This window comes from Shewanella sp. Choline-02u-19, from assembly GCF_002836205.1.
Classification (GTDB): domain Bacteria; phylum Pseudomonadota; class Gammaproteobacteria; order Enterobacterales; family Shewanellaceae; genus Shewanella.
This window is the reverse complement of record NZ_PJBE01000013.1, coordinates 516,079-528,478: the sequence shown is the minus strand read 5'-3', so window position 1 is coordinate 528,478 and position 12,400 is coordinate 516,079. Positions and strand designations below refer to the sequence as shown.

The 12,400-nt window shown below is 44.2% G+C and carries 12 protein-coding genes; all 12 read right to left on the bottom strand.

Features of this window, described 5'->3' with window-relative positions; all coding sequences use genetic code 11:
- Positions 1 to 80: 80 nt before the first annotated feature.
- Complete coding sequence (locus tag CXF83_RS08995; RefSeq protein WP_101092222.1) at positions 81 to 1,514, bottom strand: sigma-54 dependent transcriptional regulator; 1,434 nt, start codon at positions 1,512 to 1,514, stop codon at positions 81 to 83.
- Positions 1,515 to 1,787: 273 nt separating this feature from the next.
- Positions 1,788 to 2,198: a flagellar export chaperone FliS gene (gene fliS, locus CXF83_RS08990; protein WP_101092223.1), complete on the bottom strand. Its 411-nt coding sequence runs from the start codon at positions 2,196 to 2,198 to the stop codon at positions 1,788 to 1,790.
- A 6-nt stretch (positions 2,199 to 2,204) separates the two neighbouring features.
- Positions 2,205 to 2,525, bottom strand: a complete 321-nt coding sequence (locus CXF83_RS08985; protein ID WP_101092224.1) for a hypothetical protein — start codon at positions 2,523 to 2,525, stop codon at positions 2,205 to 2,207.
- Positions 2,526 to 2,544: 19 nt separating this feature from the next.
- Positions 2,545 to 3,912, bottom strand: coding sequence for a flagellar filament capping protein FliD (gene fliD / locus CXF83_RS08980; protein WP_101092225.1), 1,368 nt, complete (start codon positions 3,910 to 3,912; stop codon positions 2,545 to 2,547).
- 41 nt (positions 3,913 to 3,953) lie between these two features.
- Positions 3,954 to 4,343, bottom strand: a complete 390-nt coding sequence (locus CXF83_RS08975) for a flagellar protein FlaG (protein WP_101092226.1) — start codon at positions 4,341 to 4,343, stop codon at positions 3,954 to 3,956.
- 130 nt (positions 4,344 to 4,473) lie between these two features.
- Positions 4,474 to 5,256, bottom strand: a complete 783-nt coding sequence (locus CXF83_RS08970; RefSeq protein WP_101092227.1) for a flagellin N-terminal helical domain-containing protein — start codon at positions 5,254 to 5,256, stop codon at positions 4,474 to 4,476.
- 299 nt (positions 5,257 to 5,555) lie between these two features.
- Positions 5,556 to 6,341: a flagellin N-terminal helical domain-containing protein gene (locus tag CXF83_RS08965; RefSeq protein ID WP_101092228.1), complete on the bottom strand. Its 786-nt coding sequence runs from the start codon at positions 6,339 to 6,341 to the stop codon at positions 5,556 to 5,558.
- Positions 6,342 to 6,433: 92 nt separating this feature from the next.
- Positions 6,434 to 7,624 carry a flagellar hook-associated protein FlgL gene (flgL, locus tag CXF83_RS08960; RefSeq protein ID WP_101092229.1) on the bottom strand — a complete coding sequence of 397 codons (1,191 nt, stop codon included), beginning with the start codon at positions 7,622 to 7,624 and terminating at the stop codon, positions 6,434 to 6,436.
- Between the two features lie 43 nt (positions 7,625 to 7,667).
- The gene (flgK, locus tag CXF83_RS08955) at positions 7,668 to 9,320 is read right to left on the bottom strand and encodes a flagellar hook-associated protein FlgK (RefSeq protein WP_101092230.1); all 1,653 of its coding nucleotides are present in this window, start codon (positions 9,318 to 9,320) and stop codon (positions 7,668 to 7,670) included.
- Between the two features lie 43 nt (positions 9,321 to 9,363).
- Positions 9,364 to 10,398, bottom strand: coding sequence for a flagellar assembly peptidoglycan hydrolase FlgJ (gene flgJ, locus CXF83_RS08950; RefSeq protein ID WP_101092231.1), 1,035 nt, complete (start codon positions 10,396 to 10,398; stop codon positions 9,364 to 9,366).
- 28 nt (positions 10,399 to 10,426) lie between these two features.
- A complete protein-coding gene (locus CXF83_RS08945) occupies positions 10,427 to 11,518 on the bottom strand; it encodes a flagellar basal body P-ring protein FlgI (RefSeq protein WP_101092311.1) in 1,092 nt (363 codons plus the stop codon).
- A gap of 128 nt (positions 11,519 to 11,646) precedes the next feature.
- A complete protein-coding gene (gene flgH, locus CXF83_RS08940; protein WP_101092232.1) occupies positions 11,647 to 12,321 on the bottom strand; it encodes a flagellar basal body L-ring protein FlgH in 675 nt (224 codons plus the stop codon).
- Positions 12,322 to 12,400 lie beyond the last annotated feature (79 nt).

Genomic DNA, 12,400 nt, shown 5'->3' with positions numbered 1-12,400 from the left:
TCCAGCTTTAAACCGGCTCTTAACCGATTTTCACCGTCTCAGCTTGTACCATCTCTGCACTATCCGGCACTATCCGGCTTTTAATCTTTACCTAAACCGTATTTACGCATCTTCTCAACGAGCGTTGTACGGCGAATACCGAGCATTTCAGCAGCGCGGGCAACCACATTATCTTGCTGATCTAATGCTTGTCTAATCATGTCGATTTCAAGCTCTGCCAGCAGATCTTTTAGGTTAACCCCTTCAGGAGGCAGCTCACTTGGGAAACGAGACTCTGGTATATCAATAGGCTCGTCATCATTAAAGATAGAGGCTAGGGCATCACGCTCAAGTTCCTCTTCACTAACTTCTATACAATATTCTGGTACATCAATATGACGATACTTAATCGGTAAGTCATTAACATCAACCAGTCCACCGGGGTACAAGATGGTTAAGCGCTCAACTAAGTTGGATAACTCACGAACGTTACCAGACCATGCATGCTCTTTAAGCGACTCGATGCCTCTTTGAGTAAAACGCACTCGGCCACGGCCTTCGTTATAAACTCGGCTAACCAGTTCTTGCAGTAATAATGGAATATCTTCTTTGCGTTCACACAAAGCAGGCATTTCTATTGGAAACACATTCAAGCGGTAATAGAGATCTTCTCTAAAGCTCCCCTCTTCAATCATGTTTTCAAGATTTCTATGTGTCGCCGCAACAACTCGAACGTCAGCCGCAATAGACTTACTGCCACCCACACGTTCAAATACTCGCTCTTGTAATACACGTAGCAGCTTAACTTGCATTTGCAGCGGCATGTCGCCTATTTCATCCAGAAACAGAGTGCCTTTTTCTGCTAATTCGAATCGACCTTTACGGGCACTAATTGCACCGGTAAATGAGCCTTTCTCGTGGCCAAACAACTCGCTTTCTAACAGTTCTGCCGGTATTGCACCACAGTTAACTGGAATAAACGGTCCATCGCGACGCTCTGAAATATAATGAATATTTCGTGCTACGACCTCTTTACCTGTACCTGATTGCCCAAGGATTAACACTGTGGCTTCAGAACTGGCAACTTGGCTAATGAGGTGGCGCACGTTGGCGATACCTTCACTGCGGCCAACGAGGCTGCGAAACAGTTTTGTTTGATTGGCACTAGTAGGCACATCAGCTCGCTTCACTTGGCCAAAAACTTGGCAGAAGTGAAGTAACTCAGTGAGCTGAGGATAATTTAGTGGTTCTTCGATACAGCCAAGAATATTCGAGGCTTTAACATCGGCAACGTCACCCAGCAGCAAAAATGGCTGCCACGGAAGCGCTCCAGCCAAAGACTGAATAAGTTCTTTTGATTGAGCTTCAGCGGGCAAAACAATCGCACGAAAACGCGCTTGTTTTGTATACAACTCAAGTTTGTCGAAACCGACTAACTCGACTTGCTCACCTAAAAACTCAAAAACACATGACAAGCGATTAATTCGCTCTGACTGGTTACCGACAAGTAGAATTCGTTGATCTTTTTGCATCATTCCGAAGGCCGTTAGGCTTATATGTATCAGCGCATTAATTATTAGTGTTAGTTGCTTATTATTTAAAGCCGGTAGCTTCTCTCAAAGAAATACCTTTAAATTCACTACCAAACTGAATAGTGTATTATCGGCTCGCTATAAGCAAGCCTCTGATGAAGTTTATGATAAACAGGATCTGTTTTGCTTAAAAACTCAGCACTCGTTAATTTAACCACGACAATTTTTTGGCAGAAGTCAAAAAGGAGTGGCTCGCCACTCCTTTTTCGGTGGAAATTACATAGCACCGGCATGTGAATCGATATGGTGCTTATCGGCGGGAATTGCGTCCCAACCTTCTTTAATCGTTCGAATAATGTTACTTACATCGTCCAAAGCATTGACATCGTTATTCACATTTGCTTCGGTAATACGACGTAACATGAAGTCATATAAGTCGCTAAGGTTCTTGGAAATATCAGCACTAGCATCCATGTTCAGGCTGTTATTTAAGCCTGTAATAATACCTATAGCCTTACCAATATAAAGACCTTTATTCTGTATATCATTATTTTCAATCGCATAACGACTTTGCGCAATACGCTGCAGCGCCCCGTCAAACATCATCTGAATAATGCGATGTGGTGTAGCGATTGAAATTTCATTGTCTAATGAAACCTTGCGATATGATTGAAGAGAACTTCTCATTAAAACCTACCTATTTTCATCTATAGCTTTGTAAACATTTAGCTGCCGTTTGCTTTTACGTCCGGCGTACAATAATGCTTGACGATGTTCCTGGATGACTTTTGCTTGCGCCTCAAACGATTGAGTGAGTGCCAGCTGCTTTCTTAATTCAGGTTCATCTTCATCCGTTAGGTTAGCAAAAATGTTCGTGAGTAAAAGTTGACGCTTCCCGACTAACGTCTGCAAGTATGATACCAACTCATCGGTTGATTCATCTTCAGCTGGGGTTTGCTTAAGAGTTGCTAGCACTTCTGCTAGTTTAAAGTTTAATTCTGATAAATACTGCAAGCAAAACTCCTAAAGCAACTTACGATTGGATAACGACACCCGGTAGAGAGCTCAACCGATCAGAAAGACTAGAACTCTGTTGATTTAGCTGGCCAACAATGAGATCCATTGCATTAAACTGTTTAAATAGGCGCGCTTGCAGCATTTCCATTTTCAATGAAAAGGATTCTCGTTGATCATCTAATCTATGTTTATCACTGGTCAATGCGTTGTTGCGACTATCGATTGAACCGCCAGATTTAACATAACCATCCACCAGCTTATCTAAGCTATTGGCAATACCTGTATCTGGGGTAGAAAATAGTCCTGACACTAAGTCCATGTCTTCAGCAATTACTTTATCAAGCTTAGTATCATCAATCGACATTTTACCGAAACGGTCGACTTCGACACCTATATCATACAGAGCAACGGTTTCACCATCGACATCGACGCGATTGCTGATCATATTACGCATTTGCGATTCGATCGAACGGATCATTGAATCACCTTGAAGCGCAGCAGCTTCTTTTTTATCAACATCGTAATTCGACAGCTTATCGATAGAGTCAATTAAAGTGTTATAGGCTTCAACAAAAGCTTCAACATTCTCTTTTACCGCTTCATTATCTTGCTCTATTTTAAGAGTTGAAGTCTTAGTTAAGTCTGCATCCGTTAAGGATAGGGTCACGCCAGTGATTGCATTTTTTACCTCATTACTTTGAGAGGTAACTTTTTGACCATCGATATAAACCACTGCATTTTGAGCGGCTTGCAAAGTTGATAAGTTTGCGCCACCAAACATATTATTGAGATCGCTGCCGACGGTGTCTGTTGCTGTGATATTGACTTGATTATCAAGCCCCGACTCATCAGAGCTAAATATGAGTCGACTGCCCCCGTCACTGGTAATAATTGTGGCGGTAACACCAGAGTTATCAGATGCGTCATTTATTTTTTTTGCGATAGTTTCTAACGAATCAGTTGCCTCGACAGCCACTGAAAATGATTCACCATTAACTGATAGGTCAAGAGAGCCTTGTCCAACAGGTAATGTTGAGTCTGCGACATTAGCTCCTGCAACTTTATGGAACTTTGCCAGCTGTTCGACTTCAATTTGATAACTGCCCGATTGCGCATTCTCGTCGGCTTTAGCGGTAAAATAGCTGCTGTCACCAGTAGACACTTTTCTGATATTTAATGCAGCTGGGTCGCTGAGCTTTTTAAGCGCGTCTTGGAAACTTGAAAGCTGGCTCTTTAATGTCCCTATTGCTGAGACCTTTGAGTCAATCGTTTGCTCTTTTTTATCAAATATGGCTTCTTTAGGTATTTTTTCGGCATCAACTAACACATTAACAATCTTGTTAATGTCTAACCCTGAACCAATACCTGTTGCTGTTAATGCCATACTTATCTCCTAGACAACATAAAATTTTATTGACACTTCATTTACGCCTCAGTTTCAAGCAAGAATCCTGCCACTTCAGCGAGTTTCTTAGCTAACTGTAGCGCCTCCTCATTGGGGATCTGCCGGAGCACATCACCTGACTCAATATCCATCACACTCACCACATTTCGGCCTGAATGTTCATCGACTTTAAATGCAAGTCCTTTTCGCATTAACGACATCATATCGGTAAGTTCGGCTGCAACAGCTGTTAATTCTTCAGTTTTGTGTTGCTCGCCCTTTTCGGTTTGTTGTACTTCCTCGACATTTTCAGCCTTAGACACCATTAGTGCGCTTTCGTTTTCCAACGTTTGGGACGGTTCCGTAACAGGCTTACTGGGCGCGATACTAGCCGTTGCTGCATTATTGGAACCAGCGAAACTTACATCCATTGTCATACTTCACCTCCGCAAAAGTTATTTAGAATTCTTCCACTTACCATTTTATTTTGAATTACAGATACAACAAAGGGAGATCCATATCGAATCTCCCCTTAAACCATCTATACGTTAACTAGCCATATTAAAGGAGAGATAGCGCAACTTGTGGTAGTTGGTTTGCCTGAGCCAGCATAGCTGAGCCTGTCTGCTGTAGTACTTGGTTCTTGGTCATCTCTGCGGTTTCTTTAGCAAAATCCACATCAACAATACGACTCTTTGCATCAGCCACGTTCGCCTGAGTATTAGCACTGTTGCTAATATTGTGGCTCAATTGGTTTTGCACCGCACCCAATGCAGAACGGGCGGTGTCTACCGCTTTAAGCGCAGTATCAACGTCGCCAAGTCCTGCTGCTGCCGTAGAAGCGGCAGGAACAAAAGTACTCATATCCGCAACTACGACACTCGTAGATTCAGCGGCAGTATGCCCAGTTTGGAAAGCCATAGTTTGGCCTGATAATTTAGTCTCACCAAACGCGGTGTTTGTACCAATTGCAGCAATTTCAGTTTTGAGAGCAACAAATTCAGCGTCTAACGCTAGTTGATCGCTGGCAGATAACGAGCCGTTAACTGATTGCACGGATAAGTCACGCATACGCTGCAACATGTTGGTCTGCTCTTGCATCGCACCTTCAGCGATTTGTGCGATTGAAATACCGTCATTGGCATTACGCATACCCACATCTAGACCACGAACTTGAGAGTCCAAACGGTTAGAAATAGCCAAACCAGCGGCATCATCTTTTGCGCTGTTAATGCGCAGACCACTGGATAAACGTTCCATAGATGTAGCCAAACCTTGGCTAGAAGCATTGAGGTTCTTTTGCGCTTTCATTGAAGTGACGTTGGTGTTTACTGTAATAGCCATGATTTGATTCCTCTTGAGTGCCTGGCTTAAAAACTTGCCTGTCTACTTATGCCAGGCGGGTCTATTGGGTTACAGTAACTTTAACGGCAGCGCTTTTTTATTCTTTAGTTATTTTTTTAAAATTTATTGCTTATTTTTTATTAACATATAAATCAAACAGTTATAACGATGCGGTAGTGATTGTAAATGTCTATAAAACAGAAAATCCATATCCCTTGCTTTCACATTGGATATGGATAATTCTATCGAACATAGTCTTACCTACTAAATAGCGTTAATACACTCTCCGTAGATTGAAATTAGCCCAATAGCGACAACGCAACTTGTGGCAACTGGTTTGCCTGAGCCAGCATAGCTGAGCCTGTCTGCTGTAGTACTTGGTTCTTGGTCATCTCTGCGGTTTCTTTAGCAAAATCCACATCAACAATACGACTCTTTGCATCAGCCACGTTCGCCTGAGTATTAGCACTGTTGCTAATATTGTGGCTCAATTGGTTTTGCACCGCACCCAATGCAGAACGCGCGGTGTCTACCAATTTAAGCGCACTATCAACGTCGGCAAGTCCTGTCGCTGCCGTAATTGCGGCAGGAACAAAAGTACTCATATCCGCAACTGTCACAGTGGTCTTTTCAGCGGCTGTATGCCCCGTTTGATAATCACCAGATAGGCCACTTAATTTAGTCTCACCAAACGCAGTGTTTGTACCAATTGCAGCAACTTCACTTTTGAGAGCAAGAAATTCAGCGTCTAACGCTAGTTGATCACTGGCAGATAACGAGCCGTTAACTGATTGCACGGATAAGTCACGCATACGTTGCAGCATGTTGGTTTGCTCTTGCATTGCACCTTCAGCGATTTGTGCGATTGAAATACCGTCATTGGCATTACGCATACCCACATCTAGACCACGAACTTGAGAGTCCAAACGGTTAGAAATAGCCAAACCTGCGGCATCATCTTTTGCGCTGTTAATGCGCAGACCGCTGGATAAACGTTCCATCGATGTTGCCAAGCCTTGGCTTGATGCATTCAAGTTTTTTTGCGCTTTCATCGATGTAACATTGGTATTAACAGTAATAGCCATTTTTATTTCCTCTGTCTTAATTGATTGCCAAGACTTCAGGCTTGGCTAATTTTGGTTAATTTATACTCAAATTCTTTAGGTGCTACTAGCCATTAGATATAATCAAACAGCGATACAGTGCCCACTTTAGTAAATACGCTTGATGCTGCACTAAGAGCTTGTTGCTGCAGCTCTAACTGCGTTATCGCCTCCGCATAATCCAAATCTTCCAACATGGATAACGCCGAGTTGTTTACAATCTTCTCTTCATCATGTGACGCCCCATAGCTTTCTAAACTCTTTAAGCTATTTCCGGCAACACCCCTTGCAACATTGAGTTGATCCATACCACTGTCGATATTATTCAACATTTGTGCCAACTCTGACTTTCCAGCTGGAGACTTCACCTTATTAGGATCTTCAATCAGTGCGATGGCACTATTAATGGTATCGAGCAGACTCACTTCAGGCTTATGTTCCATGGTGAAAGCATCACCAGTTGCAGGCATACCGTCGATCTTCACTTCGATACCATTAAACGAGACCGGGTTTTTGGGATCGAAATTAGTCTCTGTTGTCACTAGTGCATTTGTCGAATCTCTGACTTCTAAATCATTACCAACCATTGTGAAGGTATATGTATCAGCAATATGTGTTGCAGAATTTGTCACTTTAGCGCTTTGAACCGTAAACTCATTGGTTTGTGAGGCCAAATAATTGACACCATAATCACCTAAGCTATTTGCAGCGTTCATAAAAGCTAAATCACCAGGAATATTGGCTCCGACAGTCACACCAGTAGCCACAATACTGCCACGTACACCGCTGTCACCGTTATAAATGGCATTGCCACTGGCATCGAATTCAAACGGTTGATTATTAGTATTGAAGCCGCCGAATAGATAGTTACCAGACTCATCTTTGCTGTTAGCAATTGCCATCAACTCTTCTAGGCTGCCACGCATCTCATCGGCAATTGTTTGCCGGTCGGAATCCGACAATGTGCCGTTTACCGATCGCAACACTTGCTCTCTGATACTACTGGTCACCGTTTCAGCACTGCCAAGCTTACTTTCTGATACAGATAAGCGATTCGTCGCGTAATCGATATTTTTTAGAAACTGATCAACGACGGAGTTCTGTTGTTTGAGGTTATCGATACCAACCGCTGCTACGGGATCGTCTCCGGCGGTATTCACTCTCTTGCCCGTTGATAATTGTTCAATAATCTGGCTGGTTGCAGACTGCTTTTGCGTCACACTATTGAGGTTTTGATGAAACATTTGCGCCGTAGAAATTCGCATAATTTTAATCCCTAAGTCCTGTTTCTAACGTCAGTTTGCAGTATTAGCGCAGCGAGCTAAATAGTGTGTTAAATATTTCCGTCGCGGTGGTCATGATCCGCGCCGACGCTTGATAGGATTGTTGAAAGCGCATTAAATTGGCCGCTTCTTCATCAAGGTTGACCCCTGACACGCTTTGAACACGGCTATAGGCTTGATTATAAATCGCCCCTGCTGAGCCCACTGATATTTCGGCTGACTTGGTTTTACCACCAATATCAAGTTTGGTGTTTTCAAAAACATCCGTCAGTGTAGTACTACCGCCGTTCATCATTTTGGTTTCGTTTAACTTGGCCATATTGATTAGGTTACTGTTATCGCCGTCTGCGGCAGGACTTGTCCCTGCGGCAGCAATACCTTTGCCGTCGGTCATGGTGACCGATAACGCCGTGGCTGCACTTGAGGTGGGGCGAATTTCAAATTTGTCGCCCGGCGACATCACGCCACTGGCTATATCAATACTAAAACCGTCTGCACCTTCAAGCGTATTACCGTTAACGGTCAGCGTGGTGACTTTGCCAGTATTGCTATCTTTAAGTTCATATTGAGATGTGGCAGAAAGACTTAGCTCATAGCTGCTGCCGGTAAGTGAGCCAACATCATCAATATTGACACTCAAATTAGCATTACCGGTATTGGTTGATAGCGCGCCGACCCGGCCGAGTTGCATTGAAGGGTCGTTGATATCGGTAAAGATATTAGCGCCTACTTGGCCATTAAGATCAAAACCTTGAGACTGCGCCTGATTAAATGCATCCGCAACGCCAAGCGCAAATTGACCCAGCTCAAGCTGTGCAGGGATCAAGGTGTCATCACGGAAGTCAACCAACGCCCCCAACTGCCCGCCGACTTTTGACGCATCAACCACTAAACTTTTGCCCCCCGCAGAAGCGGTTATTTGCAGTTCCTGCCCGTGAGGATCCCCCGGTTTTGTACCAATTTGCATTGATACTTCACCAGACACCAGCATGATTGAACCACCAAGCATCACACTCTTAGCGCCTGATTCTAATGGCACAACATTCACTTCAGCATATTCACTAAGCTCAAGGATCAGTGCGTCTTGTTTATCAAGCAACTGCATATCTTGACCCTGAGACTTCATTAGCTCACGGTTTAAATTGCCAAGTTCATTACTGATCTCATTGATACGGTCTGTGACAGCCGAGATTTGATCGTTGCTTTGACTCATTTGTCCATCAAGATGCTGCTGCATCTGATTAACGTTATTAGCCAACTGATTGGCATTGGTCAGTAGAGAGTCACGCAGCCCCAAATCGTCAGGAATATCTGCCAAGCTGTTTATGCCCGCAAAAAAACTGTTTAGCGATGCCGGGACAGCCGAGCCGATTTGAGAAAACAGTTGGTCGAGCTCAGACATTTTGCTGTAAGTGGTTTGAGCTTCACTTACCGCCGTTTGACCTATACGCAACTCACGCGCGGCGTAATCGTTATAAACGCGTTTTACGTCAGAGACATAAGTACCCGCACCATAAAATTCGCTGCCCATTCTCTGTGACTCTAGGCTCGATTGTGAAACAACCTGACGGTTGTAGCCATCAGTATTCGCATTGGCGATATTGTTACTGGTAATCGCCAGTTGAGATTGTGACGCTAGCACCCCGGTGCGAGCAATGCTCAGCAAGTCCATTGACATTATTTACAACTCCCCATTACAAACGGTTGCAAAATTGGGTTTATCATTGCTTAACCCCTTGTAAAACTTCTTTAAAATCTCGAGTGATTGTTTTCATTACCTGCATGACTTTATCGGTATACTTTGGATCAGTGGCGTAACCCGCATCTTGCAGTGACTGCACAAAGGCTTGTGGATTAGCGGCCTTTTTCATCGCGTCTTGGTAACGTTCGCTATTGGAGACAAATGACACAAAATCGTTAAAGCTCTGACCTATATCGTCATACACTCTAAAATCTGCCTTTTGCTTGACCGCTATGCCTTGCTCGTACTCCAGTGTATTAACCTGGGCTTTGTCGCCCTGCCAGCGGTTGTCAGCTTTGATATTGAATAAATTATTACTTTGCTGTCCAGCAACGCCCTTGACCATTTTCTGGCCCCAACCGGTTTCCAGTGCTGATTGTGCGATGAGCACTTCAGGTGTGGTGCCTAATTGTTTAGCGGCTTTTTCAGCATGGGGGTATAAACGACTCACGAATTCATCTTGACTGGTAAAGTCTGCTTGTGACTTGTCGACATTCAGTGCTGCCGACGGCAAAATATTGCCACTTAAAAGAGAATCTAATGTTTGCGGCGCGACGCTAACACTAGTGCCAAGACCCAAGGGTGAACTTGCGGTCGTGCGTGAGGTTGGCATCTGCATCGCATGGCCGTTATCGAGTGTAAAACCATTGGATCTAGCGGAACTGTCACTGTCACCTCTTAATACTGAGGCCGGTGTCATTGGACTGTTAGTGGGGTCGAGTTGTTGTACCATCAAGTCAGCTAATCCGAGCATGCCTTGGCCTGAGAGGTTCAAAGACATCTGCTGATCATGCATCTGCTCGTAAAATTTGGTGTATTGGCTGTTCATCGGGCTGTCGGATTCAAACACAGCATTAGCATCTCGCATGCTCTTCATTAGCATCTGTACAAAAATACCTTCAAACTGTTGCGCCACTTCTTTTAGCGCACTGTTTTCACCTTTCTGGGCTTTGGATCTGAGTGAGTCTAATCCCCCCAGATCCAAAAATTGCGATGCATTCGACAACTTATCCATGACTCATTCCCACTCAAACCGACAATTTTTAGATTATTATCAGTTCACCATGCAAAGCGCCTGCCATCTTTAACGCTTCAAGTATTGCCAGTACATCTGAAGGTGCTGCCCCAACGAGGTTAACCGCCCGTACTAACTCATCTAGCGTGGTGCCAGGGTTAAACATAAACATGCGACTATCATCTTCAGAAACATCAATGGTGCTATCGGAAGTGACTACGGTTTGACCATTGCCGAAAGGATTAGGTTGAGAAACTTGAGTTGCTTCGGCAATCGTCACTGTCAAGCCACCATGAGTGACCGCTGCTGGCAATAATTTGACGTTTTGCCCGACGACAATGGTGCCCGTCCTTGAATTAACAATCACTTTGGCTGACTCTTCAGCAGGTTCGATTTCGATATTTTCAAGCGTGGCTAGAAATGACACTCGTTGTGATACATCACGTGGCGCACTCACTTGCACAGACGCAGCATCGAGCGGTCTTGCCATACCAGGGCCTAATAAGTCATTGATTGCGTCTGACAATCTTTTAGCCGTTGAAAAATCAGCACGACGGAGGTTAAAGGTGAGGTAATCACCTGTCGAAAATGGCGTAGCAACCGTACGTTCGATAATCGCGCCATTAGGAATACGGCCAACGGTGGGGGTATTTTGGATAACTTTAGAGCCATCGAGCCCCTCAGCACTAAAGCCACTCACGACCATGCTGCCCTGCGCAATCGCATACACATTACCATCGATCCCTCTAAGGAAGGTCTGTAGTAGCATGCCGCCACGTAAACTCTTAGCTTCACCTAAACTTGACACTGCAATGTCTAAGGTCTGCCCAGGTTTGATAAAGGGTGGCATGTTGGCACTCACCGCAACCACGGCGATGTTTTTAATTTTAGGTCTGAAATTATCCGGCAAATTAATACCAAAGTTCTTCAACATGGTTTTAAATGTTTGCTCGGTATAGCGTGTCTTTTCGCCGGTGCCAGGTAGGCCAACCACTAAGCCATAACCAATCAATTGGTTACTTCGTACCCCTTGGACATTGGCTATATCTTTAATGCGCTGCGCCTGTACCGGTGAGGCAATCACTAATATCGCACAAAGTAATGCCAGTTTTATTTTCATCATGAAAAGTCCTTAGCTAATGTAAGCGAGCTTATTGCCGCTCCACAGCTGCCCTCACAGGCGGTTAAATGTCGCAGTCCGCGCGGCACCTTGGCTTATTATTGTTGTTATGAGTTATCAATGACGACCTAAAATGGCCACCAGCTCCCCATAAAGAATGAACTGAGCCATCCCACTTTTTGTACTTCGGCAAACGTACCCGTTCCGCTGTATTGGATACGAGCATTTGCCACTCGCGGCGAGTCGATGGTGTTATCAGGACGAATGTCTTGGGCACGCACAATGCCAGTAATACGCACAAACTCATCGCCGTTATTAATGCTTATCCACTTCTCACCACGAATAACTAAGTTGCCGTTATTGAGTACTTTCATCACGTTTGCAGAAATACTGCCCGACAAGCTGTTGCTTTGGTCTGCGTCTGATTCTCGCTTAGTGTTCATGCTGTCTTTATAACGTAAATCGATGGGTTTACCCCCGATGGTAACGTTACCGCCACCTGCATAAATCGGGTCAAGAGACAGATCAGTACCTTTTTTAATTTCGTTATTGGCACTCTTTTTAGCTTGAGTCGATTCCATCAGTATTACGGTAATAATATCGCCCACTTTCAATGCCTTAATGTCTGAATAAAGGCTTGAGGCTTGGCTGTCTTGATACATAGACCCGGTTGCGGCAATTTTTGTTGGCGGCGCTTCAGGGTAAACCGGTGCGTAATACGGATCGTCAGCAATCGGCTTTCCATTGGTTGAACTACAACCTGAAAGCGCAGCAATAACGATTAACATCCAGTAACGACTCATACAAAAACTCTCTTCACATTTAAGGCATATTGAGTGCCATATACGTTGAAATTAACAGTGGCGAATAAGCCACTTAAAC

Bases quoted from the DNA above. Each gene is read 5' to 3' on its own strand.
- CXF83_RS08995 (WP_101092222.1), bottom strand. From the start codon at position 1,514: ATGATGCAAAAAGATCAACGAATTCTACTTGTCGGTAACCAGTCAGAG.
- fliS (WP_101092223.1), bottom strand. From the start codon at position 2,198: ATGAGAAGTTCTCTTCAATCATATCGCAAGGTTTCATTAGACAATGAA.
- fliD (WP_101092225.1), bottom strand. From the start codon at position 3,912: ATGGCATTAACAGCAACAGGTATTGGTTCAGGGTTAGACATTAACAAG.
- CXF83_RS08975 (WP_101092226.1), bottom strand. From the start codon at position 4,343: ATGGATGTAAGTTTCGCTGGTTCCAATAATGCAGCAACGGCTAGTATC.
- CXF83_RS08970 (WP_101092227.1), bottom strand. From the start codon at position 5,256: ATGGCTATTACAGTAAACACCAACGTCACTTCAATGAAAGCGCAAAAG.
- CXF83_RS08965 (WP_101092228.1), bottom strand. From the start codon at position 6,341: ATGGCTATTACTGTTAATACCAATGTTACATCGATGAAAGCGCAAAAA.
- flgL (WP_101092229.1), bottom strand. From the start codon at position 7,624: ATGCGAATTTCTACGGCGCAAATGTTTCATCAAAACCTCAATAGTGTG.
- flgK (WP_101092230.1), bottom strand. From the start codon at position 9,320: ATGTCAATGGACTTGCTGAGCATTGCTCGCACCGGGGTGCTAGCGTCA.
- flgJ (WP_101092231.1), bottom strand. From the start codon at position 10,398: ATGGATAAGTTGTCGAATGCATCGCAATTTTTGGATCTGGGGGGATTA.
- CXF83_RS08945 (WP_101092311.1), bottom strand. From the start codon at position 11,518: ATGAAAATAAAACTGGCATTACTTTGTGCGATATTAGTGATTGCCTCA.
- flgH (WP_101092232.1), bottom strand. From the start codon at position 12,321: ATGAGTCGTTACTGGATGTTAATCGTTATTGCTGCGCTTTCAGGTTGT.